22 protein-coding genes and 1 pseudogene are annotated in these 25,861 nt (G+C 67.5%); 9 read left to right on the forward strand and 14 right to left on the reverse strand.

Translation table 11 applies throughout. The features are described from left to right. Window positions 1–15: 15 nt before the first annotated feature. Window positions 16–1,347, forward strand: a complete 1,332-nt coding sequence (locus WJ16_RS01100) for a carotenoid oxygenase family protein (RefSeq protein WP_069255502.1) — start codon at window positions 16–18, stop codon at window positions 1,345–1,347. Between the two features lie 16 nt (window positions 1,348–1,363). Here the strand turns inward: WJ16_RS01100 and WJ16_RS01105 are convergent, their stop codons facing one another. The 4 genes from WJ16_RS01105 to WJ16_RS01120 are packed head-to-tail and all read right to left on the reverse strand — an operon-like array spanning window position 1,364 to window position 5,621. After that, window positions 1,364–2,530, reverse strand: coding sequence for an ABC transporter permease (locus tag WJ16_RS01105; protein WP_069255503.1), 1,167 nt, complete (start codon window positions 2,528–2,530; stop codon window positions 1,364–1,366). A gap of 3 nt (window positions 2,531–2,533) precedes the next feature. Continuing rightward, window positions 2,534–3,688 carry an ABC transporter permease gene (locus WJ16_RS01110; protein WP_069255504.1) on the reverse strand — a complete coding sequence of 385 codons (1,155 nt, stop codon included), beginning with the start codon at window positions 3,686–3,688 and terminating at the stop codon, window positions 2,534–2,536. Window positions 3,689–3,709: 21 nt separating this feature from the next. Continuing rightward, a complete protein-coding gene (locus WJ16_RS01115; protein ID WP_011350637.1) occupies window positions 3,710–4,408 on the reverse strand; it encodes an ABC transporter ATP-binding protein in 699 nt (232 codons plus the stop codon). A gap of 7 nt (window positions 4,409–4,415) precedes the next feature. Beyond that, complete coding sequence (locus tag WJ16_RS01120; protein ID WP_069255505.1) at window positions 4,416–5,621, reverse strand: efflux RND transporter periplasmic adaptor subunit; 1,206 nt, start codon at window positions 5,619–5,621, stop codon at window positions 4,416–4,418. 359 nt (window positions 5,622–5,980) lie between these two features. On the opposite strand from WJ16_RS01120, the gene WJ16_RS01125 reads away from it, so the two are divergent. Continuing rightward, the gene (locus WJ16_RS01125; protein WP_069255506.1) at window positions 5,981–6,217 is read left to right on the forward strand and encodes a hypothetical protein; all 237 of its coding nucleotides are present in this window, start codon (window positions 5,981–5,983) and stop codon (window positions 6,215–6,217) included. Window positions 6,218–6,299: 82 nt separating this feature from the next. On the opposite strand, the gene WJ16_RS01130 is transcribed toward WJ16_RS01125, so the two are convergent. After that, complete coding sequence (locus tag WJ16_RS01130; protein WP_069255507.1) at window positions 6,300–7,088, reverse strand: Mut7-C RNAse domain-containing protein; 789 nt, start codon at window positions 7,086–7,088, stop codon at window positions 6,300–6,302. A gap of 96 nt (window positions 7,089–7,184) precedes the next feature. Between WJ16_RS01130 and WJ16_RS01135 the strand changes: the two genes are divergently transcribed. From WJ16_RS01135 to WJ16_RS32660, 4 genes and pseudogenes are all read left to right on the forward strand, one after another. Then, window positions 7,185–8,054, forward strand: coding sequence for an NAD(P)-dependent oxidoreductase (locus tag WJ16_RS01135; protein ID WP_069255508.1), 870 nt, complete (start codon window positions 7,185–7,187; stop codon window positions 8,052–8,054). A gap of 75 nt (window positions 8,055–8,129) precedes the next feature. Continuing rightward, window positions 8,130–8,771: a LysE family translocator gene (locus WJ16_RS01140; protein WP_069255509.1), complete on the forward strand. Its 642-nt coding sequence runs from the start codon at window positions 8,130–8,132 to the stop codon at window positions 8,769–8,771. 93 nt (window positions 8,772–8,864) lie between these two features. Further along, on the forward strand, window positions 8,865–9,041 hold the full coding sequence (locus tag WJ16_RS35805) for a hypothetical protein (RefSeq protein WP_208607002.1): 177 nt from the start codon (window positions 8,865–8,867) through the stop codon (window positions 9,039–9,041). Next, window positions 9,023–9,196, forward strand: a pseudogene (locus tag WJ16_RS32660) (LysR family transcriptional regulator); the annotation flags it as partial. The gene WJ16_RS35805 and the pseudogene WJ16_RS32660, both read left to right, overlap by 19 nt. Window positions 9,197–9,388: 192 nt before the next feature. On the opposite strand, the gene WJ16_RS01145 reads toward WJ16_RS32660, so the two are convergent. From WJ16_RS01145 to WJ16_RS01175, 7 genes are all read right to left on the reverse strand, one after another. Beyond that, window positions 9,389–10,222, reverse strand: a complete 834-nt coding sequence (locus WJ16_RS01145; RefSeq protein ID WP_069257921.1) for an OmpW/AlkL family protein — start codon at window positions 10,220–10,222, stop codon at window positions 9,389–9,391. An 18-nt stretch (window positions 10,223–10,240) separates the two neighbouring features. Beyond that, complete coding sequence (locus WJ16_RS01150; RefSeq protein ID WP_069255510.1) at window positions 10,241–11,482, reverse strand: DUF2957 domain-containing protein; 1,242 nt, start codon at window positions 11,480–11,482, stop codon at window positions 10,241–10,243. A gap of 146 nt (window positions 11,483–11,628) precedes the next feature. Continuing rightward, a complete protein-coding gene (locus WJ16_RS01155; protein WP_069255511.1) occupies window positions 11,629–13,044 on the reverse strand; it encodes a DUF2957 domain-containing protein in 1,416 nt (471 codons plus the stop codon). Window positions 13,045–13,479: 435 nt separating this feature from the next. Next, window positions 13,480–14,430 (reverse strand): N-acetyl-gamma-glutamyl-phosphate reductase, encoded by a 951-nt coding sequence (gene argC / locus WJ16_RS01160; RefSeq protein ID WP_069255512.1) that lies wholly within the window; start codon window positions 14,428–14,430, stop codon window positions 13,480–13,482. Between the two features lie 142 nt (window positions 14,431–14,572). Next, complete coding sequence (locus tag WJ16_RS01165) at window positions 14,573–15,145, reverse strand: flavodoxin family protein (protein WP_069255513.1); 573 nt, start codon at window positions 15,143–15,145, stop codon at window positions 14,573–14,575. 212 nt (window positions 15,146–15,357) lie between these two features. Then, entirely contained in the window at window positions 15,358–15,954 is a 597-nt protein-coding gene (locus WJ16_RS01170) for a YbhB/YbcL family Raf kinase inhibitor-like protein (RefSeq protein ID WP_069255514.1), read from the reverse strand. A gap of 239 nt (window positions 15,955–16,193) precedes the next feature. Further along, complete coding sequence (locus WJ16_RS01175) at window positions 16,194–16,880, reverse strand: orotate phosphoribosyltransferase (protein WP_011546659.1); 687 nt, start codon at window positions 16,878–16,880, stop codon at window positions 16,194–16,196. 460 nt (window positions 16,881–17,340) lie between these two features. On the opposite strand from WJ16_RS01175, the gene WJ16_RS01180 reads away from it, so the two are divergent. Then, on the forward strand, window positions 17,341–19,611 hold the full coding sequence (locus WJ16_RS01180; RefSeq protein ID WP_069255515.1) for an NADP-dependent malic enzyme: 2,271 nt from the start codon (window positions 17,341–17,343) through the stop codon (window positions 19,609–19,611). 148 nt (window positions 19,612–19,759) lie between these two features. Here the strand turns inward: WJ16_RS01180 and WJ16_RS01185 are convergent, their stop codons facing one another. Next, on the reverse strand, window positions 19,760–23,347 hold the full coding sequence (locus tag WJ16_RS01185) for an indolepyruvate ferredoxin oxidoreductase family protein (protein WP_069255516.1): 3,588 nt from the start codon (window positions 23,345–23,347) through the stop codon (window positions 19,760–19,762). A gap of 330 nt (window positions 23,348–23,677) precedes the next feature. On the opposite strand from WJ16_RS01185, the gene WJ16_RS01190 reads away from it, so the two are divergent. Continuing rightward, entirely contained in the window at window positions 23,678–23,872 is a 195-nt protein-coding gene (locus WJ16_RS01190) for a hypothetical protein (protein ID WP_069255517.1), read from the forward strand. Between the two features lie 132 nt (window positions 23,873–24,004). Here WJ16_RS01190 and hppD read toward each other — a convergent pair whose 3' ends face one another. Then, window positions 24,005–25,102, reverse strand: a complete 1,098-nt coding sequence (gene hppD / locus WJ16_RS01195; protein ID WP_059528292.1) for a 4-hydroxyphenylpyruvate dioxygenase — start codon at window positions 25,100–25,102, stop codon at window positions 24,005–24,007. A gap of 211 nt (window positions 25,103–25,313) precedes the next feature. Here hppD and WJ16_RS01200 point away from each other — a divergent pair, with 211 nt between their 5' ends. Then, on the forward strand, window positions 25,314–25,838 hold the full coding sequence (locus WJ16_RS01200; protein ID WP_069255518.1) for an Lrp/AsnC family transcriptional regulator: 525 nt from the start codon (window positions 25,314–25,316) through the stop codon (window positions 25,836–25,838). The last annotated feature ends 23 nt before the right edge of the window (window positions 25,839–25,861 follow it).

The following is a 25,861-nucleotide window of genomic DNA, read 5'->3' on the forward strand; positions in this document are numbered from 1 at the left end:
CGCGGAGCGAACGCGATGACCGTATTCGACCTGAACCGCGGCGCGACCGCGCCGGTCGCCGACGAAGTCGACCTCGTCGACCTGCGCGTGACCGGCACCGTTCCGCCCGAACTCGCGGGCACGTTGCTGCGCAACGGCCCGAATCCGCCGGGCGGCCGCTTCGCAGGCAACGACATGCTGTCGTGGTGGCCGGAAGCCGCGATGCTGCACGCGATCGCGTTCGAAGGCGGGCGGGCGACCGGCTACCGGAACCGCTGGGCGCGCACGCAGCGCTGGGCCGCCGTGCATGCGCCGCACGAGGCGCCGCAACTGCCCGACACCAATCCGAACGTGAGCGTGTTGCGGCACGCGGGTGAATTGCTCGCGCTGTCGGAGGGCGGCGCGCCGTTCGCGATCACGGCCGCGCTCGATTCGCTCGGCGTGCCGGCGCGGCACACGGGCCTTGGCGGCGGGATGACCGCGCATCCGAAGGTCGACCCGGTAACCGGCGAGCTGATCGCATTCCGCGCGGACTGGCGCGCGCCGTGGCTGCGCTACGGCGTCGCCGACGCGCAGGGCGTGCAGCGTGTCGACATCGAGATCGACCTGCGCGCGCCGTCGATGATGCACGACCTCGCGATCACCGAAACCCGCAGCCTGCTGCTCGACCTGAACGTCGGCTACGACTTCTCGCTGCTCAAGCAGGGCCACCGGATGCCGCTGCGCTGGCACGACGACCGGCCCGCGCGCATCGGCGTGATCGCGCGTCACGGCGGCGCGGTGCGCTGGTTCGAGGTCGAGCCGTGTTTCATCATGCACGTCGTGAACGCGTACGACTGCGACGCGTCGTGCATCGTGCTCGATGCGGTGCGCTATCCGTCGTTCCTGCGGCTCGATCCGCGCACGGGCCGCTTCGCCGACAACCCGGTCGGCGAGCTGTGGCGCTACGTGATCGACACGGCGAACGGGCTGATCGACGAAGGGCCGCTCGCCGACGGCGGCATCGAGCTGCCGCGCATCAACGAAAGCCGCACGGGGCGCCGCTATCGCTACCTGTATGCGGTCGAGCAGCCGAACCCCGCGGAAATGCGCGGCGTGACGCGCTTCGACCAGGCGAGCGGCACGACGACGCGTTACGCGGTGCCGGCCGGCGACCAGAACAGCGAGCCGGTGTTCGTGCCGCGCCCGGGCGGCACCGACGAGGACGACGGCTGGCTGCTGGTGCTGGTGTACCGCGCGGCGACGGATACGAGCGACGTCGTGATCCTCGATGCGCGCGCGATCGACGCGGGGCCGGTCGCGACCGTGCACCTGCCGCGCCGCGTGCCGGCCGGCTTCCACGGTGCATGGGTGCCGCGCGAGCAGTGAGCGGCGCGGTGGCGCGTCACTGCGCGCGCAGCGCGTCGACGATCTTCAGCCGCGCGGCGCGCATCGCCGGCAGGAACCCGCCGACGAGCCCCATCACCAGCGAGAACAGCAGCGTCTTCACGACGATCGCGGGTGTCAGCACGAAGCGGAACGACAGGTCCGCGAAGGTCTGGAAGTTGGTGGTCGAGAACGACGCGAACTGCATCAGCGACGCGCACGCGAGCCCCGCGACGCCGCCGACGAAGCCGAGCAGCAGCGCTTCCAGCAGGAACGCGGCGAGCACGTTCGTGCGCTTGAAGCCGAGCGCGCGCAGCGTGCCGATCTCGGCCACACGGTTCGCGACCGACGCATACATCGTGATCATCGCGCCGATCATCGCGGCGATCGAGAAGATCGTCGACAGCGTGATGCCGAGGATGTTGATGAACGTCGACAGCGCCTTCGACTGGTCGCCGTAGAAGGTCTGTTCGCGTTTCGCCTCGTCGGTCAGCCGCGGGTCGACGTCGATGTCGGCCTTGAAGCGCGCGAAGCCGTCGGCGCTCGGGATGCGCAGCACCATCGACGAATAGCTGGTGCGCCGGAACGACTGCATCAACTGGTCGACGTCGCCCCAGATTTCCGAATCGAAGCCGCTGCCGCCCGCGTCGAAGACGCCGACGATGGTCCAGTCGCGCTGCGCGAAATGCAGGCTGTCGCCGAGCTGCGTGCCGCTGAAGCCTTTCGCGATCGCGCTGCCGACGACGATCTCCGACGAGCCCGGCGCGAACGGGCGCCCGGCGACGAGCTTCACGTGCGGGCGCAGCGCGAGCCCGGCCGGCGACACGCCGCGGATCACGACGTTCGACGGTTTGCCGGTCGACGTCTTCACGAGCGAAATCAGCACGACCGCTTCCTTCGACACGAGCGGCCGGCCGTCGGCGCCGAGCGCGACGGCCGGGTGCATCTCGAGCGCGTTGGCCTGCTGATGGTCGATCGAACTCTGGATCTCGGTTTCGGCGCCCTTGCGGATCACCACCGCGTTGTCGGGTTCGCCGGTCGACACGAGCGTCTTCGTGAGCCCCGCGTCGAGCATCTGCACCGTCGCGAACACGAAGATCACGAGCGCCATCCCGCCGGCGGTCAGCGCGGTGGTGAGCCGGCGGGTCCACAGGTTGCGCGCGATGTAGTTGAGCGGAATCGCCATGGCCTAGCCGATCGCCCTCAGCCCTTCGACGACGCGCACGCGCGCCGCCTGCCATGCCGGCACGATCGCCGCCGCGAAGCCGACCGCGACCGAGCACGCGGCCTGGAGCGCGATCGTCTCGCTCGACACCTTGAACACCGGGAAGATGCCGCCGGCCGCCTGCTTGAACAGGCTCGCGGCGGGCGGTGTCGCGAGGATCCCGAGCCCGCCGCCGGCCACCGCGATCACGACCGATTCGCCGAACACGATCAGCGCGAGGAAGCCGGGGCCGAAGCCGAGCGCCTTCAGCGTCGCGTATTCGGCCGTGCGTTCGCGCGCGCTCATCGCCATCGCGTTGGCCATCACGGCCATGATGATCAGGATCACGACGTAAGACACGACGCGGATCGCCGCGATGATCTGGTTCGACATCGCGACGAAGCCGAGCTGGAACGCCTGTTCGGTCTCGGTCAGCGTCTCGGCGAGCGAGTTCTTGAACACCGCGTCGACGTGGCGCGCGATCGAGGGGCCGTCGTCGGGGTTCGCGACGCCGAGCACGAATACGCCGACCTGGTCGGCCTGCTTCGGCGTGCGCTTTCGCACCGTCTCGTTCAGGTAGTCCCAGTGGAACACCAGTTGGCGCGTGATCGTCGAATCGTCGCGGCCGTCGAGAATCCCGCGTACGACGAAATCCCACGTGCCGGGGTAGATCGTGCCCTTGAGCGGAATCACGTCGCCGACCTTGAAGCCGAACTGTGTCGCGAGTTGGCGGCCGACGAGGCAGCCGCGGCGGTCGCGGTCGTAGTCGGCGCGCTGCTGCGCGGGGAGGATGAATTCCGGATACAGGTCGAGATAGTTGTCCGACACCGCGAAGCTCGCGAAGAAGTTCTTCGGGTCGCGGTAGATGCCGCCGAACCAGTTCGAGCGGACCACGGCCGTCACGCCGTCGACGCCGCGAATCCGGTTCTCGTAGCTCACGGGCAGCGGAAACACGAGTGAGATTGCGTTGCGCGTGACGAGTCGCCCGCTCGAAGCGGCGGCCGCGCCCGCGTACCACGCGTCGACCACGGTGTGCAGCAGCCCGAACGCGAGCACGGCGATGGTCAGCCCGAGCACGGTCAGCAGCGTGCGCAGCCGGTGCCGCAGCGCGTTGCGCGCGATCAGCTTCAGCACGTACATCGCGCGCGCTCCCGCCGCCGGTCAGCCGGCGTGCCCATCGATCAGCTCCCCTTTTTCCAGATGCACGAGCGAGCGCGCGGCGCCGGCCGCGTGCGCGTCGTGGGTCACCATGATGATCGTCTTGCCGAGTTCGGCGTTCATCCGCTGCAGCATCGCGAGCACGTCGGTGGCCGACGCGCGGTCGAGGTCGCCGGTCGGCTCGTCGGCGACGATCAGCACCGGATCGGTGATCAGCGCGCGCGCGATCGCGACGCGCTGCTGCTGGCCGCCCGACAGCTCGGACGGATAATGGCTCGTCCGGTCGCCGAGGTTCACCATGTCGAGCACGAGTTCGACGCGCTCGCGCCGCTCGCGGCGCGACAGGTGCGTGAGCATCAGCGGCAGCTCGACGTTCTCGAACGCGGTGAGCACCGGCATCAGGTTGTAGAACTGGAAGATGAAGCCGACGTTCGCCGCGCGCCATTCGGCCAGTTGCGCCTCCGCGAGCAGCGAGATGTCGAGGCCGCCCACGCGCAGCTCGCCGCTGTCGGGTCGGTCGATGCCGGCCACGAGGTTCAGCAGCGTGCTCTTGCCGGAGCCCGACGGCCCCATCAGCGCGACGAAGTCGCCTTCGCCGATGTCGAGCGTGATGTCGGTCAGTACGGGCACGATCTGGTTGCCGCGCCGGTACGACTTCGCGACGTGGCTGATCTCGACGAGGGGCGGCGGGGCGTCGTTCACGCGTGCGCTACTTCTTCGCGACGGTCACTTTCGCACCGTCCTTCAGCTTCGCGCCGGGCGCGAGCACGACCGTGTCGCCGGCCTGCACGCCGCGGATCGAGACGAGTTCGCCGATCCGCATCCCGCGCGTGACGGCCACCGCGCGCACGGTGTCGTCCTTCACGACGAACACGACCGGCCGGCCGTCGCGCTCGACCACCGCGCTCGCCTGCACGGCCGTCACCGGCTGGCGGTCCTGCGGCGTCACCGGTTTCGACAGGAACGCGATCTTCGCGCTCATGTCGGGCAGCACGCGCTCGTCGCGCTCGACGAAGCGCACCTTCACGAGCACGGTGGCCTTCGAGCGGTCGACGGTCGGCACGATGCGCGACACGCGGCCCGCGAAGCGCATGTCGGGCAGCGCGTCGAGCTGGATCTCGCACGGCTGCTCGGCGCGGATCTTCGCGATATTCGATTCGGCGACGTCGGCCTCGACCTCGAGCGTGTCCATGTCGGCGATCGTCACGACCGCGCCCTTGCTGTCCGACGCGGACGAGAACGGCGTGATGTTGTCGCCGACGTTCGCGTGCTTCGCGAGCACGATGCCGTCGAACGGCGCGCGGATCACCGTCTGGTCGACCGCGACCTGCGCGGCCAGCGCGTTGGCCTCGGCGGACGCGATCGCGGCCTGGTCGCTGTTGACCGACGCGCGCGCCTTGTTCACGCGGGCCGTGTCGGTGTCGAGCTGCGCGGCCGGCACGGCGCCCTTGGGCGCGAGCACCGAGGTGCGGCGCAACGCGATCTCGGCGTCCTTCAGCTCGGCCTGCTGGACGCCCAGGTTCGCGCGGGCGACCTTCACCTGCGCGAGCGCCTGCGCCAGCGACGCCTCGACGTCGCGGCTTTCGAGGCGCGCGATGATGTCGTCCTTCTTCACGCGCGTGCCTTCCAGTACGCCGAGCCATTCGACGCGCCCCTGACCCTTCGACGCGACCGCGGCCTTGCGCTGCGGCACGACGTAGCCGGTCGCATTGAGCTGCGTGTCGTTCTGGTACGGGTAGGCGGACGTGACGGAGGTGGTCTCGACGGTCGGCCGGCCGGTGAGCGCGAGGCCGGCGACGATTGCGACGACGACGAACGCGGCGGCGGCCGCATAGCGGATCCACCGGCGCCGGCGGGGCACCGGTGCGATCGGACGCCGGTCGATTTTCAGTTTGTCCAGATTGTGATCGGGCAATTTGAGCGCCTCGAGACGGCGGCGGTCTGGCGACCGGCCGCGATCCGGTTTCCGGGGAAAGGGACGGATGGACGCCAGTATAAGCGTGGCCCCGACGGCGCGCGAGCCGGTTTGCGGGGCCGTGGGGCGGTGGCCTGTCCGGCCTGCCGGCGCAGGCCGGCGCGCTCGCCCCCGGGGAAACCCGAGGATGCAAGCAACGTGTCAACTTGCCGCGAACGCGGTGCGTTATGGAACCAGTGCGTCAGGTTTCATCGCGGCGGAACGGCGAAAGCCGGCCGCGCGGCCTGGGGCTCCGATGCGAATGCCTCGCATCTTTGACTACCGGTACGTTGGATTTTTTCTCCGCTAAAGGAAGAACAATGAAGAAGACGCTCGCTTCGATCATGACCGCAGCATTCGCACTCGCATCGGTTTCGGCATTCGCACAGGAGACGGCATCGGCTCCGGCGGGCGCGATGGCACCCGCTTCCGCACCGATGAAGAAGGATCACAGCAAGCCGAAGCACCAGCTGAAGCACCACGGTTCGAAGAAGGGCCAGGCGAAGGCTGCAGCCGCATCGGCCGCCGGCACGAACGACGCAGGTACGCAGAACTAAGAAGCGGTTCGCCGCCACGGCCGGCGTTGCCGGTCATCGGTCGGCCGACCCCGCATGCTCCGGCATGCGGGGTTTTGTTTTTTCAGGCGCCGGATTCGCCGGATTCGCCGGATTCGCCCGGTTTGTCCAGCCGCACGGGCGGCGGCATGCGCATCGCGTCGACCACCGTGCGCATGCGCCGCCAGTGCGAACCTTCCCAGAACACGCGCCGGCACACGTCGCACGCGGCGAAGCGCCGGTGCCGCTGCCGGACGCCGGCCGGCACGCGCGGCGCGGCCGCCGCCGCGTCGAGCGGATGCAGCGGCGCATTGCAGCGCAGGCACAGCCGGAACGGCCGCATGTGCGGCGCGAGATCGAGCCTCTCGAACAGTTCGCGCAACTGGTCGGCCGGCTGCAGCGTATGCAAGTAGCAGCCGCGCTCAACCGCGCGCCGCTTGAGCAGCTCGCGGTCGCGGGTCAGCACGATCCTGCCCTCCCGGGCGGCAAGCGCCGCGAGTTCGTCGTCGCGGTAGTGGTTGTCGTAGCAGGTGTCGAAGCCGGCGAGACGCAGCAGTTGCGCGAGGCCGCCGAGATGCGCGTCGGCGACGAAGCGCCATGGCGCCGGCGGCGGCATCGCGGCGCCGCTCGCCGCCGGTTGCGCGCGCTCGGGAAAGGCTTCGACGCGGTCGCCGTCGGCGAGCGGCCGGTCGAGCACGGCCGGCGCGTCGTTCACGCAGAGCCGGCCGATTTCCGTGTGCGGGACGCCGAGCGCCTCGATCGCGTGCTTCAGCGTCGCGTCGCGCGCACACGCGTGCCCGAACGCGCGGTCGCGCTGCGCGCGCGGCAGAAAGGCGTTCAGTTCGCCGTGGAAGCGGAAGGTCGCGGTCGCCATGCGCGCAGTATCGCACCGCGCATGGCCGGCCGCGCGGCCTGCAGACGCGTCGCATCTGTGTTTAACTCCCCGCTTCACGGAGCGAAGGAGCGGGAAATGGATCTCGGGTTTATCGGGCTGGGTGAAATGGGGCAGGCAATCGCGACGAACCTGCTGAAAGCCGGACACACGGTGCGGGTCTGGAACCGGTCGCGCGAGCGCGCCGAGCCGCTCGCCGCGCTCGGCGCGCAGATCGTCGATACGCCGGCCGACGCGTTTCGCGGCGACGCGGTGTTCTCGATGCTGGCCGACGACGCCGCCGCGCGCGCGATCTTCGACGACGCGCTGCTCGCGCAGGCGCCGCGCGGCCTGATTCACGTGAACATGGCGACGGTGTCGGTCGCGCTGGCCGAATCGCTCGCGCACGCGCATGCGTCGCGCGGCATCCATTACGTCGCCGCGCCGGTGATGGGCCGGCCCGACGTCGCGGCCGCCGCGCGGCTGACGATCATGGCCGGCGGACCGGCCGAGGCGATCGACCGCGTGCAGCCGCTGTTCGACGCGATCGGCCAGAAGACCTGGCGGTTCGGTTCGCTGCCGCAGCACGCGAACGTCGCGAAGATCGCCGCGAACTTCACGCTCGCGTCGGCGATCGAGACGCTCGGCGAAGCGTCCGCGCTGCTCGGCGCGCACGGCGTCGCGATGCGCGACTTCCTCGACGTGATCACCGGCAGCGTGTTTCCGGGCCCCGTCTACGAAGGCTACGGCGGCATGATTGCCGAGCGGCGCTACGAGCCCGCGCGCTTCAAGGCGCGCCTCGGGCTGAAGGACGTGCGCCTCGCGCTGGAAGCCGGCGACGCCGTGTCGGTGCCGCTGCCGGTGGCGAGCGTCGTGCGCGACAACCTGCTCGACGCGCTCGCGCACGGCGGCGGCGACCAGGATTTCGCGGTGCTCGGCGAAGTCGCGCTGCGCCGCGCGGGCCGCTGATCCGCGCGCGACAGAAGTCCGGCGCATCGGCATAATCGACGTTTCGTTTTTCCTTTCATCGAGGCAGAGGCGGTCATGAACTTGCATACGTGGTGGCTTTTCGTGGCGACGGTGTTCGTCGTGTCGGCGATTCCGGGCCCGAACATGCTGCTCGTGATGACGCACGGCGCACGGCACGGGCTGCGCCGCTCCATGTGGACGATGGCCGGCTGCCTCACCGCGCTGGTGCTGATGCTGTCGGTGTCCGCGGCGGGCCTCGGCGCGGTGCTCGAGGCGTGGCCGGCGATGTTCAACACGCTGCGCTTCGCGGGCGCGGCCTACCTGATCTACCTCGGCGTGAAGGCGTGGCGCGCGCGCGTCGACGACGAGCAGCCCGCCGCCGACGTCGACACCGTGTCGCGCCAGGCCGCGCCGGCGTCTCGCGGGACGCTGTTCCGCAACGGTTTCCTGGTCGCGGGCAGCAACCCGAAGGCGATCCTGTTCGCGGCCGCGCTGCTGCCGCAGTTCATCAACGCGGCCGAGCCGACGCTGCCGCAGTTCGGCGTCCTCGTGGTCACGTTCGCGGTGATCGAGGTGAGCTGGTATCTCGTCTACGCGTCGTTCGGCACGCGCATCGGCGCGACGCTGAAGAGCCAGAGCGTCGCGAAGATCTTCAACCGGCTGACGGGCGGGCTGTTCGTCGGCTTCGGCGCGATGATGGCGCTGGTCCGTCACTGATTTCACGCTGAATCCCGCGTATCGAACGCCCCGTCCCTCGCCAGAGGGCGGGGCGTTCGGCTTTGGGCGGCTGCTTCGCGGCGCGGACGTTACGTGCTCGGGCCCGTCGATGTCGCCGCGCCGGCCCGGTGCCCGGCCGCGAGCCCGAATACGGCAGCCGCGCCGGCGAACGCGAAGCCGACGCCGCACACCGCGCTCCACCCGCCCGAGGCCCACGCGCTGCCCGCCAGCGCCGCGCCGAGCGCGCTGGCGCGCAGCGCGATGCGCTGAGGGTGGTGGAAACGGTGGGGCTGGAGACGCGGATCAACGTGTGGATCGTGCACGGCGCGCTGCCGGGCCGGCTGGTGCGGCCCGTCGCGCTGCTGCGCGATGCGCTCGGCGCGGTGCTCGAGCGGGAGATCCTGAAGGGGTCGGGTTCGGACTAGCGATCTAGAGGCGACATTCGAGGGAAAATCCTTATTTTCTCTACGGAAATGTTGCAATGCAGAAATCGATTCGCTATAGTTGTACCTGTCTCCTCCATGTCTCCTCTGATATGGATTCAGCCCGCCTCTTAGGCGGGCTTTTTTTTGCCTGCGATTGTGTCGCAGCGTTCCATTCGCCGGCGCTCGCCGCGCTCAGAACTTGTACGTCATCCCGACGTAGCTGATGATCGGGTCCGCCTTCAGGTCCGATTTCGACTCCGAGAGCACCGTGCCGTCGGCCGCCTTGATCGTCACCGTCGACGTCGTCTTCAGCGGGATGTAGGTGACCGACGCGACCAGCCCGAAGTGTTCCGTCATGTTGTACTGCAGGCCCGCGTTGAACACCGGCTGCCACGACGACGACGCCTTCGCCTCCACCGACGTCGTACCCGGCTTGCCCGCGCCCGCCGCGAGCACCGCGCCGAGGTTGTCCTGCGTCTGCTTGATGAAGTTCGTGTTGAGCTGCAGGTCGCTGAACCAGTTGTACGACACGCCGAGGCCGAGGAACGGCCGGAACTTCGCGTTTGCCTGCCCGAAGTAGTACTGCAGGATCATCGCCGGGCTCCACTGCCGCACGCTCTTCACGATCGGGTTGACCGACGCGAGCGCGATGTTCTGCGTGCCCAGCGCGCCGGCCGGGCCGGGCGGCTTGATCGTGCCCTGGCCGGACACCTTGAACACCGGCGGCACGCCGGCCACCGACGTGACCGCGATGTGGTCGGTCAGGAAGTGACTGACCGTCAGGCCGACCGTATCCGCGCCGCTGGTGTGCAGCCCGGTGCCCGGCGACGTGAACGACGGCGGCAGCCGCAGCGGCGTGTTGATCGGCGTCGGCGCGACGTTGGTCGTCATCGGCGTGCTGCTCTGCTGCGGCATGATGTGGAACCAGCCCAGCGTGACGACGTTGCTGCCGGCGCTCTGCGCGTGCGCCGCGAACGGCACCGCGACGGCGGCGCCGGCTGCCGCGCAGAGAAGGGTTTTCTTGATCACGGCCTCACCCTCCGCTTACTGGACGAATGCGCCGATCGTGAAATACGGCGTCGATCCCGCGTTGTCGAGGAAACCGAACACGCCACCCGTGAAGATGAACTTGCCGGTCGGCGACGTGCTGCCCGAACCCGTGTGGATCGTCGTGACCGTGCCCGGCACCTTCTGCGTGTAGTCGAGATCGAGCGCGGTCGCGAGCGACGCCTGCGACGGCTGGAACGGATCGAGCAGCGTCGCCTGCTTGTCGGTCAGCGCGGTTGTCCGGTAATCGAACTGGCTGTCGACGCCGATGTATTCGCCGTTCTGCGAACCGACTGCCACTGCCGTCTGCGGCGCAAGGATCGAGATGCTCGATTCGTCGTCGGCGGTCAGGCCCGGCACGCCGTTGCTGTCCGGCGTCGGGTTCGGGTTCGCGACACCCGTGCGCACGAGGATCGGCACCAACTGGTTGCGCAGCTTGCCGACGATCATGAAGCCCTTGCCCTGCGGCGTCGCCGACAGCGTCGGCTTCAGCTGGCTCGCGTAGTTGTTCGACTGGAACGCGCCGCTGCCGTCGGCCGACTGCACGAAGTTCGTGCCTTGCTGCGTGCACGCGCCGCCGGCGAACTGGCCGGTCGTGTCGCACTTGGTCCACGTGCCGTCCGCGTTGATCGTCACCTTCGCGTCGATCGACGCGGGCGCGAATTTCTGCGACGGCACTTCGCCGAAGCCGATGTGGCTGTACGTGCCCGCGACCTTCGTGATGTCGGTTTCGATCGACGAGAAGCCGATGAACGGGTAGTACGGGAATTTCGTGTCTGGCACCGCGGCCTGGCCGAGCACGCCGTCGAACTGGATCTCCTTGCCGGGAATCGTGCCGCCCGCGACGCCGAAGCCGACGAAGATGCGCGCCGGACGCGACGCATCGAGGCTCGCGCCGTTCAGCCGGAACGCGCACTGGTTCAGCTTGTTGGTCGGCAGCAGCGTTTCCTGCGTGAGCGTGCCGCTGTCGACCGTGCCCGCGCGGGTCGGCACGACGGTGCCGGTCTTTTGCGGCACCGCCGATTCGACATAGGTGATCTGCCAGGTCATCTTGGTCGTGTCGAGCTGGACCTTCGCGAGTTCGCCGCTGCCCGCGCCGCCCGTAAACACGGTGTTGTAGTCGAGCGTGGCAGGGCAGAGCCGGTCTTCGACGAGCGGAGGCGGATTGTCGCTGCCGCCGCCGCATGCGGAAAGAAGGGGGGCGGCAAGGGCCGCCGCCAGAATGAGGTTGCGCTTCATGTTGCTCCTCCAGATTTGTCTTGTACGGCGGCCAGCTCCCTGTCGGCCGCTTCTGTTGCTTGTGCTCGTCCTGCTTGCGCCGTGCCGAGCGCTTTCGTGCCTTCCCTGCATCACGCGGCGGCGGGCCGGCCGCCGCCGCGTCCTCGTTACTTGCTGATCTGCGCGCCCACGCCGAAGTACGGGGTCGACGACGTCGTCGAATTCGCTGACGTCGACGTGACGCCGCCATTCACCGTGCCCTGGATCAGCGCCGCGTACAGCCCGCCCGTTGCGATCACCACGCCCGACGCGGCGCTACCGCTCTTCGGAATCGTCGTCGCGTTGAGCAGCCCCGGCGTCGTCTGGCCGTAGTCGAGCGTGAAGCCGTCTTCCTCGGCCTGCGTACTCGGATTGATGAACGATGCGTTGCTGCCGCGGATCAGCGCAGCCGTGTACTTGAAGTTCGAGTCCGCGCCCGCGTAGCCGCCGTCGATCGCGCCCGACTGGATCGCGGTGGCACTGCCGAGCACCGCGATGCCCGATTCGTCGTCGACCTGCGCGTCGGTGTGCAGCGGCGGCGTGCCGAGGTTCACGTTGCCCGTGCGCACGATCACCGGCACCGTCGCGCCGTTGAGTTGGCCGATCACCATGTGCGCGGTCGCCGACTTGCCGGTCGCGCCGACGATCGGCAGCGACGTTTGCGGCAGCGTCTGCGGCGCCTTCGTGCTGTCGAAGTAGCCGCCGTTCGCGGTGTTCACGGTCCATGGGTTGCCGGTCGTCTGGCAGCCGCCCGAACCTGTCGACGTGCACGCGCCGTTCGCATCGAACGTCTCGCTCGAGTTCGTCCCCTTCGTCGCGTAGTTGCCCGACGGCACGAGGTGGTAGATCAGTGCGTTGTACGTGCCCGGCAGCTTCGAGATGTCCGTCGTCGTGCTCGCGAAGCCGAGGAACGGATAGAAATCGAAGTGGCGATTGGGCACCTGGCCGACGTTTTGCACGATGCCCGGGATGATCGTCAGCCCGTCGTACTGGATCGTCGCGCCCGGAATGCCGCCGCCCGCGACGCCCATGCCGACCAGCAGCATCGGCGGGTTCGCCTGGTTGAAGTCGGCGGCCGTCGAATAGGTCGAGCCGTTCGGCGCGGTGCCGGTGCCCGGTGTGAGGACGAATGCGCAGCGCGTTTGTTCGGCGGTCGGCAGCGTGCCGGCCGGCGGATGGACGACCTTGCCGGTGATCGTCGTGCCGGCGCGGCTCGGCGTAACGGTGCCGGTCGCGAGCGGAATCGGCGATTCGAGCCACTTGAGCGTGTAGGTCATCGCCACGGCGTCGATGTTGACGCTGACGATCTCGCCGCTACCGGCGCCGCCGAGGTACGTGCTCTTCACGATGTCCGCGGTGGCCGGGCACAGCGCGCCGTTGACGGGCTGCGACGGCGGCGGCCCTTGCGTGCCGCAGCTGGAACCTGAACATTGGGGCGCATCGATCGGCGCGAGTGCGCCGCCGGAGTCCCCCCCACCACATGCAACCAGGAAAGGGGCAATGGCAAAGGCCGTTGCCACCCCCTTCGTTAAGGCGTGCGACATGCCGCTGTCTCCAATCGTTTAATTGTGCGAGCTAATGTCGCCGCCTGGATTTTTGCTGTCAATTGATGAACCCGTCTAAAAAAGGCGATTGAAACGGGAAGCGTGTTTTGAATCCTTGTCCGGCATGGCATTCGGTAAGAATTAAAACGTGAGACAGGCGGCCGAAAGCGGGCGGAGTGGGGAATGTACGACGCCGGGCGGGTCGGCGGCGAGCCTTCCTGCGTATAACGGCAGCGTTTGAAGCGGCGGTATCCGGTTTATCCCTATTCGGGATTGACTGGATAAAGAACGGGTGGGATTAATTCACTGGTAATCGCGCAATGGAAAGCTTGTAAATATTTGTAAATGCGCGAGCCGGAATTTTTTAATTATTGCGCGATGCGGATAAATAAAAAGCCGGCCAGTGGCCGGCTTTGCATTGCGTGCGATGCGGAATCAGCGTTTGAGACCGGCGTCCTCGGCCGCGCCGATGTTCAGGTTCATGCACTGGATCGCCGCGCCCGACGCGCCTTTGCCGAGGTTGTCGAGGCGCGCGACGGTGACGAAGCGCTCTTCGTTGCCGAACACGAACAGGTCGACCCGGTTCGTGTCGTTGTTCGCCTGCACGTCGAAGAAGCCGCCGTCGAGGTTCGCGTCCGCATTGAACGGCGCGACGCGCACGAACGCTTCGTCCGCGTAGTACTCGGCGAACACGCGCTGCACGTCCTGCGGCGTCGCGCGCTTCGCGAGCTGATCGGGCGTGAAGTAGGTCGTCACCGCGAGCCCCTTCAGGAACGGGCCGACGATCGGCGTGAAGATCGGCGGGTTCTCGAGCCCCGTGTGCGCGGCCATTTCCGGCAGGTGCTTGTGCGTGAGGCCGAGCGCATACGGGCGCGGGCTCGCGAGCTTGCCGCCCGGCGCCGCGTTCTCGTAGTCGGCGATCATCGACTTGCCGCCGCCGCTGTAGCCGGTGATCGAGTAGCTGTGCGCGGCGAACGTCGGCGCGACGATGCCCGCATCGACGAGCGGACGCATCGCGAGCACGAACGCCGATGCGTGGCAGCCCGGCACCGCGATGCGCTTCGATGTGCGAATCTTCTCGCGCTGCGCGCGGGTCAGCTCGGGCAGGCCGTAGGCCCAGTCGGCATTCGTGCGGAACGCGGTGCTCGCATCGATCAGCGTGGTGTTCGGGTTCTCGACGAGCGACGCGGATTCGCGCGACGCGACGTCCGGCAGGCACAGGAACGTGACGTCCGATGCGTTGATCAGGCGGCGGCGCTCGTCGACGTCCTTGCGCTTCGCTTCTTCGATACGCAGGATCTCGATGTCGCTGCGTGCCGACAGGTATTCGAAGATCTTGAGGCCGGTCGTGCCTTCCTGGCCGTCGACAAAAACTTTGGTGCTCATTTCGCTCTCACTGGATGAAACGCGGGCCCGCGCCCTGAAACCGCCATTTTAAGACGTCATTCGACGGGCCTGCACCGCGCGGGGTGAAAAAAGACGGCCGGCTGGCCGTCTTGTGTCCCTTTGGCGTCAGCCGGCGCGAGGCTCAATCGCGGCCGGCGACCCACCGGGCAGTCGCTTCGGCGACCCGCCGGCCGAACGCCTTGCCGGTTTCGAGGTCGCCCGGCAGCGGGCCCTCGTCGGGCGTCGCATCCGCCGGCGATTGCGCGAGCAGGCCCGTCGAACCGCCGAGGTAGTTGATGTCGTTGCGCGTGGCCGCCTTCGAGTTGGCCGGCATCAGGCTCGTGCCGACCCACACCATCCCATGCTGCATCGACAGCGTGACGAAATATTGAATCGTCGAGAACTTGTCGCCGTTCATCGTCGCGGAGTTCGTGAAGCCCGCGGCGATCTTGTCCTTCCATTTCTGCGTGAACCACGCTTTCGACGTCGCATCGGCGAACTGCTTGAACTGCGCGGACGGGCCGCCCATGTAGGTCGGCGCGCCGAAGACGATCGCGTCGGCCGCGTCGAGCGCGGCCCAGCCCGCGTCGTCGAGGTCGCCGACGGCGAGCAGGCGCACGTTCGCGCCGGCATCCTGCGCACCCGCGTGCACGGCTTCGGCCAGTTTCTGCGTGTGCCCGTAGCCGCTGTGATAGACGATGACGATGTTCGACATGAAGCGTTCTCCGGAAAGGGACGGGAACGGCGGACCGCTGGCTCGCCGTGTCACGCGCCGCACTCGGGCGGCGCGACGGATGCGCGGCGGAATGCCGCGACCGGTGCAACGGAGTCTAGCAAGTCGAAATGACGGGAAACAGGCGCGCAGGCCGCGCGCGGAAATTCGCGGGCGCGGGCAATCGCGACGGGCGACGGGCGGCGCGCGAGCGCTTACTGCCCGTAAGTGACCGTGAATTGCGCGGTGCCGATCGCGAGCGTGCCGATCTCGTGCTCGAACATCGGCGCGGGGCGGCCCTGCGAGATGCGCAGGTCGGTGCCTTTCAGCGCGTAGACGGTGATCACGTAGCGGTGCGGCTTGCCGGGCGGCGGGCACGGGCCGCCATAGCCGTCGATCCCGAAGTCGTTGCGCGCCTCGCTCGCGCCGATGCGCCGCAGGAAGCCGGACGCGCTCGCGTCGGTTGGCAGGCTCGTGACGGTCGCGGGGATGCCCGCGACGGCCCAGTGCCACCAGCCGTGCCCGGGCGCGTCGGGATCGAAGATCGTGACCGCGTAGCCGCGCGTGCCGGGCGGCGGGTTGTGCCACGCAAGCTGCGGCGAATGGTTGCCGCCCTTGCAGTCGCCGCGGTCGAACACGTTCGCGAGCCGCACGCGGGCGCCCGGCGTCAGGTCGTCGCTCGTCACGGTGAACGGGCCTTCCGCATGCGCGGGCAGCGTCGCGAAAACGGCGGCGCACAGAAGGGCGGAGAGGCGAAACGGAGAAGGGCGACCCGATGGCGCAGGCGGAGTGATCCGGCGATCCACACGCATATGGCGCTTCTCCCGTCACGTGGGCCGGACCGACGCGCCCGGCATTGTTGGCGTTGTGCGTTGCTGCGCAGCTGATGGCGACGATGGATCAAGTCTAGCATTAGGGTTCGATGAGCGATGCACGCCGGCGCGCGCAATTGCGATCGGTCATCGCGCGAATCGACGGACGAAAAAAAACCGCCCGCGATGAAGCGGGCGGCTTGTTCAGCTAGCGTGCCGGCGCGTGCGCCGGCATGGCGTCATTCCTTCGGAGCCGTCGCGCCGCCGTGCGCCGCCGACCATTCGGCCGGTGCGTGCAGGAATTTCTCGACTTCGTCGAGCGTCTTCGTCTCGAAGTAGCCCGATGCCTTCGCGACGCGCAGCACGTCCCACCACGTGGCGAGCGCGTGCAGGTCGACGTCGATGTCCTTCAGGACCGACACGCTTTCCTTGAAGATGTCGTAGTGGAACAGCACGAAGCAGTGGTTCACCGTCGCGCCGGCGGTGCGCAGCGCGTTGACGAAGTTGATCTTGCTGCGGCTGTCGGTCGTCAGGTCTTCGACCAGCAGCACGCGCGAGCCTTCTTCCAGATGGCCTTCGATCTGCGCGTTGCGGCCGAAACCCTTCGGCTTCTTGCGCACGTACTGCATCGGCACCATCATCCGGTCCGCGATCCAGGCCGCGAACGGAATGCCTGCCGTCTCGCCGCCCGCCACCGCGTCGATCTGTTCGAAGCCGATGTCGCGCGTGATCGTCGTTTCAGCCATTTCCATCAGCGCGCGGCGCACGCGCGGATACGAAATCAGCTTGCGGCAGTCGATATAGACGGGGCTCGCCCAGCCGGACGTGAAGATGAACGGTTTTTCTGCGTTGAAGTGCACTGCCTGTACTTCGAGCAGGATTTTGGCGGTCGTATCCGAGATCGACTGACGATCGTAGCCTGTCATGGGCGTTCCTTGGGTGATGAGCGAAGAGCGGGCGCGGGCCCGGTGGCGCAGCAAGGGGAACCGGCCCGAAGGGCCGGGGCGCGATCGGAGGGCCAATCGCATCGCTGCGCGCGTAGCCGGCTATTTTACCCGATTCAGGGCGGTTTTCGGCGGAATTCGCGCGGGTTCGCCGCGCGGCTCACCACCGGCGAAACAAGCGGGGGCCGCCGGGCGCGCTGCTGATGCCGGGGATGCGGCGCTGCACCAACGGACGTCATTTAGGGGGTGTACACTAGGCGGCCCTTAGAAATCGTTCAGTACTTTGTACTTTCCTCTTGCCACCCGCCAAGGTTCGATGGCGTGCCGACCCGGCGCGTCGCGTGCCGTCTCGCAGTCGATCATCCCCTCGATTCAAGCAGACGCGGCCGAAGGTGCTGCGTACTGAACCGTCAATATTTCGCATGTCTCTCGCAGGTCAATCATGGACGAACAACTGAAGCAGGCCGCACTCGCTTATCACCTGAACCCGAAACCCGGCAAGATTTCGGTCACCCCGACCAAGCCGCTGTCGAATCAGCTCGATCTGTCGCTCGCGTATTCGCCGGGCGTCGCCGCCGCGTGCGAGGCGATCCACGCCGATCCGCTCGACGCGCAGAAGTACACGTCGCGCGGCAACCTCGTCGGCGTCATCACGAACGGCACGGCGGTGCTCGGTCTCGGCAACATCGGCCCGCTCGCGGCGAAGCCGGTGATGGAAGGCAAGGGCTGCCTCTTCAAGAAATTCGCGGGCATCGACGTGTTCGACATCGAACTGTCGGAGTCCGACCCCGACAAGCTCGTCGAGGCGATCGCGATGCTCGAGCCGACGCTCGGCGGCATCAACCTCGAGGACATCAAGGCGCCGGAATGCTTCTACATCGAGCAGAAGCTGCGCGAGCGCATGAAGATCCCCGTCTTCCACGATGACCAGCACGGCACCGCGATCATCGCCTCGGCCGCGATCCTGAACGGCCTGAAGGTCGTCGGCAAGCAGCTGTCCGAAGTGAAGCTCGTGTGTTCGGGCGCGGGCGCGGCGGCGATCGCGTGTCTGGACCTGCTGGTGAACCTCGGCCTCACGAAGTCGAACATCCTCGTCACCGATTCGAAGGGCGTGATCTACGAAGGGCGCGGCAACCTCGATCCGTCGAAGCAGCGCTATGCGGCGACCACCGACGCGCGCACGCTCGCCGACGCGATCGTCGGCGCCGACGTGTTCCTCGGCTGCTCGAGCGCGGGCGTGCTGAAGCAGGACATGGTCAAGACGATGGGCGACAAGCCGCTGATCCTGGCGCTCGCGAACCCGGAACCGGAAATCCGCCCGGAAGACGCGAAGGCCGTGCGCCCGGACGCGATCGTCGCGACCGGCCGTTCGGACTACCCGAACCAGGTCAACAACGTGCTGTGCTTCCCGTTCATCTTCCGCGGCGCGCTCGACGTCGGCGCGACGACGATCACGGAAGAAATGAAGCTCGCGTGCGTGCGCGCGATCGCCGAGCTGGCGCAGGAAACCGACCAGAGCGAGGAAGTCGCGAAGGCGTATGAAGGCCACTCGCTCGAATTCGGGCCGGACTACCTGATTCCGAAGCCGTTCGACCCGCGCCTGATCATCAAGATCGCGCCGGCCGTCGCGCAGGCCGCGATGGATTCGGGCGTCGCCACGCGCCCGATCCAGGACATGGACGCGTACCGCGAGCAGCTCGGCGCGACCGTCTACCGCACCGGCATGGTGATGCGCCCGGTGTTCGCGACCGCGAAGCAGAAGCAGGCCCGCATCGTGTTCGCCGAGGGCGAGGACGAGCGCGTGCTGCGCGCCGCGCAGTTCGTGCTGCAGGAAAAGATCGCGAAGCCGATCCTCGTCGGCCGCCCGTCGGTCATCGACATGCGTCTCGCGAAGATCGGCTCGAAGCTGAAGGCCGGCACCGATTTCGAAATCGTCGATCCGGAAGACGATGCGCGCTACCACCGCTACTGGCAGGCGTATCAGGAGATCGGCGCGCGCGACGGCGTGACGCCGGAAGTCGCGAAGGCCGCGATGCGCAAGTTCAATACGCTGATCGGCGCGATGCTCGTGCACCTGGGTGACGCGGACGGGATGATCTGCGGGATGATCGACACGTTCCACAGCCACCTGAAGTTCATCGAGCAGGTGCTGGGCCGCGCGAAGGGCGCCGAGCACTTCGCCGCGATGAACCTGCTGATGCTGCCGGGCCGCAACCTGTTCGTGTGCGACACGTACGTGAACGAGCTGCCGAGCGCCGAACAGCTCGCCGACATGACGATTCAGGCCGCGGCCGAGATCGAGCGCTTCGGCATCGTGCCGAAGGCCGCGCTGCTGTCGAACTCGAACTTCGGCAGCGCGCCGTCGGCGTCGTCGCGCCGGATGGGCGAGGCCCGCAAGCTGATCGTCGAACGGGCGCCGAACCTGGAAGTCGACGGGGAAATGCACGGCGACGCGGCGCTGTCGGAACTGATCCGCAAGCAGGCGTTCCCCGGCACGACGCTGTCGGGCGAAGCGAACCTGCTGATCATGCCGAACGTCGAAGCGGCGAACATCGCGTACAACCTGCTGAAGATGGTCGGCGGCGAAGGCGTGACGGTCGGGCCGTTCCTGCTCGGCGCGGCAAAGCCGGTCCACATCCTGACGCCGGCTGCGACCGTGCGCCGGATCATCAACATGACGGCCGTTGCCGCCGCGAACGTGAACACGAAGTAAGTTCACGCCCGCGTGTGCCGCGCTTCACGCGCGGCGCCATGAAAAACGCCACGGAACCTGCGTTCCGTGGCGTTTTTTTATCGTGACGTGAGCCGGTTGCCGCTCGCGCGTCGGGCATCCGGACCGCGAATGCCCGACGCGCGCGCCGTTACGCGACCTGCTGGTGCGACTGGCCTGCCGGCGAACGCCACTTCGCGAGCAGCGTGTCCCACTTCTGGCGCACCGCCCGCAGGTTGTTCTCCTTCACGTGGCCGTAGCCGCGAATGCCGTCCGGCAGCGCCGCGAGCTCGAGTGCGAGCGGGCGGTTGGCCGCGTTCAGCCTGGCCGTCACTTCGTCGATCAGCGCTTCGTACTCGCCGATCAGCGCGCGCTCGGTGCGACGCTCCTCGGTCCGGCCGAACGGATCGAGCCCCGTGCCGCGCAGGAACTTCGCCTTCGCGAGCAGCCGGAACGCCGACATCATCCACGGGCCGTACGCCTTCTTCACGAGATGGCCGTGCGCGTCCGTCTTCGCGAACAGCGGCGGCGCGAGGTGGAATTTCAGCTTCCAGTCGCCTTCGAACTGTGCGGTCAGGCGGGCGAGGAACGCCGGATCGGATTGCAGCCGCGCGACCTCGTATTCGTCCTTGTACGCCATCAGCTTGAACAAGTTGCGGGCGACCGCTTCGGTCAGCGGCTCCTGCATCGTGTCGCCGTCCGCCAGCGCACGTTCGGCGGCGCGCACCTTGTCGACGAACGCCGCATAGCGGGCTGCGTACGCGGCATTCTGGTACGCGGTGAGGAATTCCACGCGCTTCGCGATCAGCGCATCGACCGCTTTCTTCGTGTGCAGCGCGATCACCGTGGCGCCCTGCGCGGGGCGTGCGTCGCCGGCCGCGGCCTGCTTCACGCTCGCCAGGTCGTGCGCGGCGCGGCGGCCCCAGTCGAAGGCCGCGCGGTTCTTCTCGACCGACACCGCATTCAGCTCGATCGCGCGTTCGAGCGACGCGAGCGTGAGCGGCAGCCAGCCTTTCTGCCACGCGTAGCCGAGCACAAACGGGTTCGTGTAGATCGCGTCGCCGAGCAGCGCGACCGCGAAACGGTTCGCGTCGATGAAGTCGACGGCGTCACCCGCCGCCGCGCGGATGTCGTTCTCGGCGGACAGGCCCGGGAACGCCCAGTTCGGGTTCTTGATGAACTCGGCGGTCGGCGTCTGCGCGCTATTGACCACCACGCGCGTCGCGTCATGGCGCATGCGCGACGTGCATTCGTCGCCGGCCGTGACGATCGCGTCGCAGCCGATCACGAGGTCGGCTTCGCCCATCGCGATCCGCGTCGCGTGGATGTCGGTCGGCGCGTGCGAAATCTGCACGTGGCTCATCACGGCGCCGCCTTTCTGCGCGAGGCCGGTGACGTCGAGCACGGTCACGCCCTTGTTTTCCAGGTGCGCGGCCATCCCGAGCAGCGCGCCGATCGTGACGACGCCCGTGCCGCCGACGCCCGTGACGAGCACGCCGTACGCGCGGTCGATGTCGGGCAGCGTCGGTTCAGGGATCGGCGGCAGCGCGCTGCCGTCGACCGACACGGCCTTCGGCTTCTTCAACTGGCCGCCCTCGACCGTGACGAAGCTCGGACAAAAGCCCTTCACGCACGAGAAATCCTTGTTGCAGCTCGACTGGTTGATCTGGCGCTTCGTGCCGAATTCGGTTTCCAGCGGCTCGACCGACAGGCAGTTCGACTGCACCGAGCAGTCGCCGCAGCCTTCGCACACCGCGTCGTTGATCACGACGCGCTTGGCCGGGTCCGGATACGTGCCGCGTTTGCGGCGGCGGCGCTTCTCGGTCGCGCAGGTCTGGTCGTAGATCAGGATCGTCGTGCCTTCGATCTCGCGCAGCTCGCGCTGCACGTCGTCGAGCTGGTCGCGGTGATGGATCGTCACGCCCGGCGCGAGCAGCGCCTTCTGGCTGTCGTACTTCTCCGGCTCGTCGGTGACGATCACGATCTTCTTCGCGCCTTCGGACGCGAGCTGGTGCGTGATCTGCGGCACCGTCAGCACGCCGTCGACCGGCTGGCCGCCCGTCATCGCGACCGCGTCGTTGTACAGGATCTTGTACGTGATGTTCGCCTTCGACGAAATCGCCGCGCGCACGGCCAGCAGGCCCGAGTGGAAGTAGGTGCCGTCGCCGAGGTTCGCGAACACGTGCTTCTCGTCCGTGAATGGCGCCTGGCCGATCCACGGCACGCCCTCGCCGCCCATCTGGCTGAAGGTGCTCGTACTGCGGTCCATCCACACGGTCATGTAGTGGCAGCCGATGCCGGCGATCGCGCGCGAGCCTTCCGGCACGTTGGTCGACGTGTTGTGCGGACAGCCCGAGCAGAACCACGGCTTGCGCTCCGTCTGCACGTGCGGCTTCGCGAGCGCCATTTCCTTCGCGTTGATCACCGCGAGCCGCGCGGCGATGCGCGCGCGCACGTCGGACGGCAGCTCGAACTTCTCGAGGCGCGTCGCGATCGCCTTCGCGATGATCGCGGGCGACAGTTCGTAGTGCGCGGGCAGCAGCCAGTTGCCCATCGGTACCGACCATTCGCCGCCGGCGCCGTCCTTCTCGTCGAACTTGCCGAACACGCGCGGGCGCTGGCCGTCGGGCCAGTTGTACAGCTCTTCCTTGATCGCGTATTCGAGGATCTGGCGCTTTTCCTCGACGACGAGGATTTCGTCGAGTCCGCGCGCGAACGCCTGCGCACCCTGCGCTTCGAGCGGCCATACGCAGCCGACCTTGTAGAGCCGGATGCCGATCCGCGCGCAGGTTTCGTCGTCGAGGCCGAGGTCGGTCAGCGCCTGGCGCACGTCGAGGTAGGCCTTGCCGCCGGTCATGATCCCGAAGCGCGCGTTCGGCGAGTCGATCTCGATCCGGTCGAGCTTGTTCGCGCGCACATAGGCTAGCGCCGCGTACCACTTGTAGTCGAGCAGCCGCGCTTCCTGCACGAGCGGCGGGTCGGGCCAGCGGATGTTCAGCCCGCCTTCCGGCAGGATGAAATCCGTCGGCAGCACGATCTCGGTGCGATGCGGGTCGATGTCGACCGAGGCCGACGATTCGACGACGTCCGTCACGCACTTGAGCGCGACCCACAGGCCCGAGTAGCGGCTCATCGCCCAGCCGTGCAGGCCGAAATCGAGATATTCCTGCACGTTGGACGGGAACAGCACGGGCAGCCCGCAAGCCTTGAAGATGTGTTCGGACTGGTGCGCGAGCGTCGACGATTTCGCCGCGTGATCGTCGCCGGCGAGCACCAGCACGCCGCCGTGCTGCGACGAGCCGGCCGAATTCGCGTGCTTGAAGACGTCGCCGGTACGGTCGACGCCCGGGCCCTTGCCGTACCACATGCCGAACACGCCGTCGTACTTCGCGCCGGGGTACAGGTTCACCTGCTGCGAGCCCCACACGGCGGTGGCGGCGAGATCTTCGTTGAGGCCGGGCTGAAAGACGATCTGGTGGGCCGCCAGGTGCTGCTTGGCTTTCCAGAGCGACAGATCGAGGCCGCCGAGCGGCGAGCCGCGGTAGCCGGAGATGAAACCGGCCGTATTGAGACCGGCGGCGCGGTCGCGTTCCTGCTGGAGCATCGGCAGGCGCACGAGCGCCTGGATGCCGCTCATGTACGCGCGACCGCGTTCCAGCGTGTATTTGTCGTCAAGCGTGACGGACTTCAGCGCGGCTTCCAGCGACGCGCGTTGGTCTGCGTCTAGCGGGGCATTCATTAACTGTCTCCTCCACCCAGTTTGGGATCACCAAAACTCGAATGCGTCGGCCATCTTGTGGATGCGTCTGCAGTGGCCGGCATATTGGCCGGTTTTAAGTGATGGTAGCACTGGGGCAAACCCGCCGCCCATGGGGCGGGATACGGATCGAATGGCGGTGGCGCGGCAGAAAAGAGGGCGCGATGATGCGTTACATCATGTAAAAGCATGTAAAGCCGCGTTCATCTGCGAGCAAATGCCGTTAATCTTGTCGGCCTGCCGGAGGTGCCCGGTCGCGTGGGGTCGTTTCGACGCAATCGGGGAGGCGCCGGCAGTTTTAAAGGAGGTGCAATGAACACACGTCATATTCAAAGTTTCCTGATCGTGTCCGCCGCGTTTTTCTCGATGACCGGCCCGGTGCGCGCGCAAGGCGCGAGCGCACTGGCGGCAGCCGGCGCGCAGATGCAGCAGATCGTGCCGGCCCAGGACGCTGTCGCGCAGCCGTCGGCCGAGCGCGCCGTCGAGTCGAAGGCGAACGCGCGTTGATCCGGTCGCGCGGCCAGCGGGCCGCGCCGGAATGCAAAAAGGGCGGGAATCCTCGGATTCCCGCCCTTTTTCTTTGTGCCGCCGGATCGTGCGGGCTGCCGGGTTGCCCCGGGCAGCCGCGCGCCAGCTGCGTCAGGCCTTGTCCTGCACGACGCCGCGGCGGATCTGGTCGAGCTCGATCGATTCGAACAGCGCCTTGAAGTTGCCTTCACCGAAGCCCTGGTTGCCCTTGCGCTGGATGATCTCGAAGAAGATCGGCCCGATCTGGTTCTCGGTGAAGATCTGCAGCAGCAGGTCGTCGCGCGCGCCGTCGATCAGGATCTTGCGCTTCTTCAGCTCTTCCAGCGATTCGCCGTGGTTCGGCACGCGGCGGTCGACCAGTTCGTAATACGTGTCGATCGTGTCGAGCAGCTTCACTTCCTTGCTGCGCAGGCCGTCGACTGCCTGGTAGATGTCGCTCGCGCCGAGTGCGATGTGCTGGATGCCTTCGCCGTGATACGCGTCGAGGTATTCCTGGATCTGGCCGGCCGTGTCGGAGCCTTCCTCGTTGATCGGGATGCGGATCTTGCCGCACGGTGACGTCATCGCCTTCGACTTCACGCCCGTCACCTTGCCTTCGATGTCGAAGTAGCGCACTTCGCGGAAGTTGAACAGGCGCTCGTAGAACTCGGCCCATTCCTGCATGCGGCCGCGGTGCACGTTGTGCGTCAGATGGTCGATGTACGTCAGGCCGTGGCCGACCGGGTTCGGGTTCGCGCCGGCGATCGGCTCGAAGTCGACGTCGTAGATGCTGATGTCGCCGATCGCGCCCGGCTGCGCGCCGTTCTTGCCGCGCCAGCGGTCGACGAAGTAGATCAGCGAATCGCCGATGCCCTTGATCGCCGGGATGTTCAGCTCCATCGGGCCCGTCTTGTTGTCGAAGCCCCATGCGCCGAGTTCCAGCGCGCGCTTGTACGCCTTCGCGGCGTCCTGCACGCGGAACGCGATCGCGCAGATCGACGGGCCGTGCAGGCGCGCGAAGCGCTGCGCGAACGAGTCGGGTTCCGCGTTGATGATGAAGTTGATGTCGCCCTGGCGGTAGACCGTCACGTCCTTGTGGCGATGGCGCGCGATCGCGGTGAAACCCATCCGTTCGAACAATTGTCCGAGCGCTTTCGGGTCCGGTGCCGTGTATTCGATGAATTCGAAGCCGTCGGTGCCGACGGGGTTGTCCCAGTTCGGGATCTGCATGGCGTGTCTCCAGTGGGGGCGATCGGCCGGAGCGACGTGCGCATGCCCGGCCTGGTTCGATGTCGAACGTGGCGCACGCGGCGCGTGCGCGACGAATCGGTACGTGCGACAAAGTGTAGCGGGCAGCCGCGAGCGGAAACTTGCGAACTTGATCGCCTGACCCTACGATGGCGCAATTTCCAGTCTCGAAATAATCAATGGAGGGCAGAAGATGGCGCAAGCCGAATTGGATGCCATCGACCGGCGGATTCTGGCGATTCTTCAGGAGAACGGGCGCCTGTCGAACCAGGAGATCGCCGAGCGCGTGAACCTGTCGCCGAGCCCGTGCCTGCGGCGGATCCGGCGGCTCGAGGAGATCGGCGTGATCACCGGCTACGTCGCGCTGCTGAATCCGCAGAAGCTCGGGCTCGACCTGCTCGCGTACGTGAGCGTGCGGCTGGAGAAGCGCGGCGGCCTCGCGCCGGTGCGGGTCGACGAGACGTCGGCGCGCGCGGGCGCAACCCACGCGGAACTGTTCCGCGCGGCCGTGCAGGCGTGGCCGGAAGTGGTCGCATGCCACGCGATGACGGGGGACATGGATTACCTGCTGCGCGTGCAGGTCGAGGACATGGCGCATTTCTCCCGCTTCGTGCAGGAGCATCTGCTGCATCACCCGTCGGTGATCGACGTGAAGACGAGCTTCTCGCTCGACTGCTTCAAGGAGACGACCGCGTTGCCGATTCGGTCGGTGCGCTAGCGGGCCGGTGGTGGGCAGAAGGG

The sequence above is a fragment of the Burkholderia metallica genome, assembly GCF_001718555.1.
GTDB classification, from domain to species: domain Bacteria; phylum Pseudomonadota; class Gammaproteobacteria; order Burkholderiales; family Burkholderiaceae; genus Burkholderia; species Burkholderia metallica.

What these genes read in the sequence shown, in the direction of transcription:
- WJ16_RS01100 (WP_069255502.1), top strand. Translation starts at nt 16, where the DNA reads ATGACCGTATTCGACCTGAACCGCGGCGCGACCGCGCCGGTCGCCGAC.
- WJ16_RS01105 (WP_069255503.1), bottom strand. Translation starts at nt 2,530, where the DNA reads ATGGCGATTCCGCTCAACTACATCGCGCGCAACCTGTGGACCCGCCGG.
- WJ16_RS01110 (WP_069255504.1), bottom strand. Translation starts at nt 3,688, where the DNA reads ATGTACGTGCTGAAGCTGATCGCGCGCAACGCGCTGCGGCACCGGCTG.
- WJ16_RS01125 (WP_069255506.1), top strand. Translation starts at nt 5,981, where the DNA reads ATGAAGAAGACGCTCGCTTCGATCATGACCGCAGCATTCGCACTCGCA.
- WJ16_RS01130 (WP_069255507.1), bottom strand. Translation starts at nt 7,088, where the DNA reads ATGGCGACCGCGACCTTCCGCTTCCACGGCGAACTGAACGCCTTTCTG.
- WJ16_RS01135 (WP_069255508.1), top strand. Translation starts at nt 7,185, where the DNA reads ATGGATCTCGGGTTTATCGGGCTGGGTGAAATGGGGCAGGCAATCGCG.
- WJ16_RS01140 (WP_069255509.1), top strand. Translation starts at nt 8,130, where the DNA reads ATGAACTTGCATACGTGGTGGCTTTTCGTGGCGACGGTGTTCGTCGTG.
- WJ16_RS01150 (WP_069255510.1), bottom strand. Translation starts at nt 11,482, where the DNA reads ATGAAGCGCAACCTCATTCTGGCGGCGGCCCTTGCCGCCCCCCTTCTT.
- WJ16_RS01155 (WP_069255511.1), bottom strand. Translation starts at nt 13,044, where the DNA reads ATGTCGCACGCCTTAACGAAGGGGGTGGCAACGGCCTTTGCCATTGCC.
- argC (WP_069255512.1), bottom strand. Translation starts at nt 14,430, where the DNA reads ATGAGCACCAAAGTTTTTGTCGACGGCCAGGAAGGCACGACCGGCCTC.
- WJ16_RS01165 (WP_069255513.1), bottom strand. Translation starts at nt 15,145, where the DNA reads ATGTCGAACATCGTCATCGTCTATCACAGCGGCTACGGGCACACGCAG.
- WJ16_RS01170 (WP_069255514.1), bottom strand. Translation starts at nt 15,954, where the DNA reads ATGCGTGTGGATCGCCGGATCACTCCGCCTGCGCCATCGGGTCGCCCT.
- WJ16_RS01175 (WP_011546659.1), bottom strand. Translation starts at nt 16,880, where the DNA reads ATGACAGGCTACGATCGTCAGTCGATCTCGGATACGACCGCCAAAATC.
- WJ16_RS01180 (WP_069255515.1), top strand. Translation starts at nt 17,341, where the DNA reads ATGGACGAACAACTGAAGCAGGCCGCACTCGCTTATCACCTGAACCCG.
- WJ16_RS01185 (WP_069255516.1), bottom strand. Translation starts at nt 23,347, where the DNA reads ATGAATGCCCCGCTAGACGCAGACCAACGCGCGTCGCTGGAAGCCGCG.
- WJ16_RS01190 (WP_069255517.1), top strand. Translation starts at nt 23,678, where the DNA reads ATGAACACACGTCATATTCAAAGTTTCCTGATCGTGTCCGCCGCGTTT.
- hppD (WP_059528292.1), bottom strand. Translation starts at nt 25,102, where the DNA reads ATGCAGATCCCGAACTGGGACAACCCCGTCGGCACCGACGGCTTCGAA.
- WJ16_RS01200 (WP_069255518.1), top strand. Translation starts at nt 25,314, where the DNA reads ATGGCGCAAGCCGAATTGGATGCCATCGACCGGCGGATTCTGGCGATT.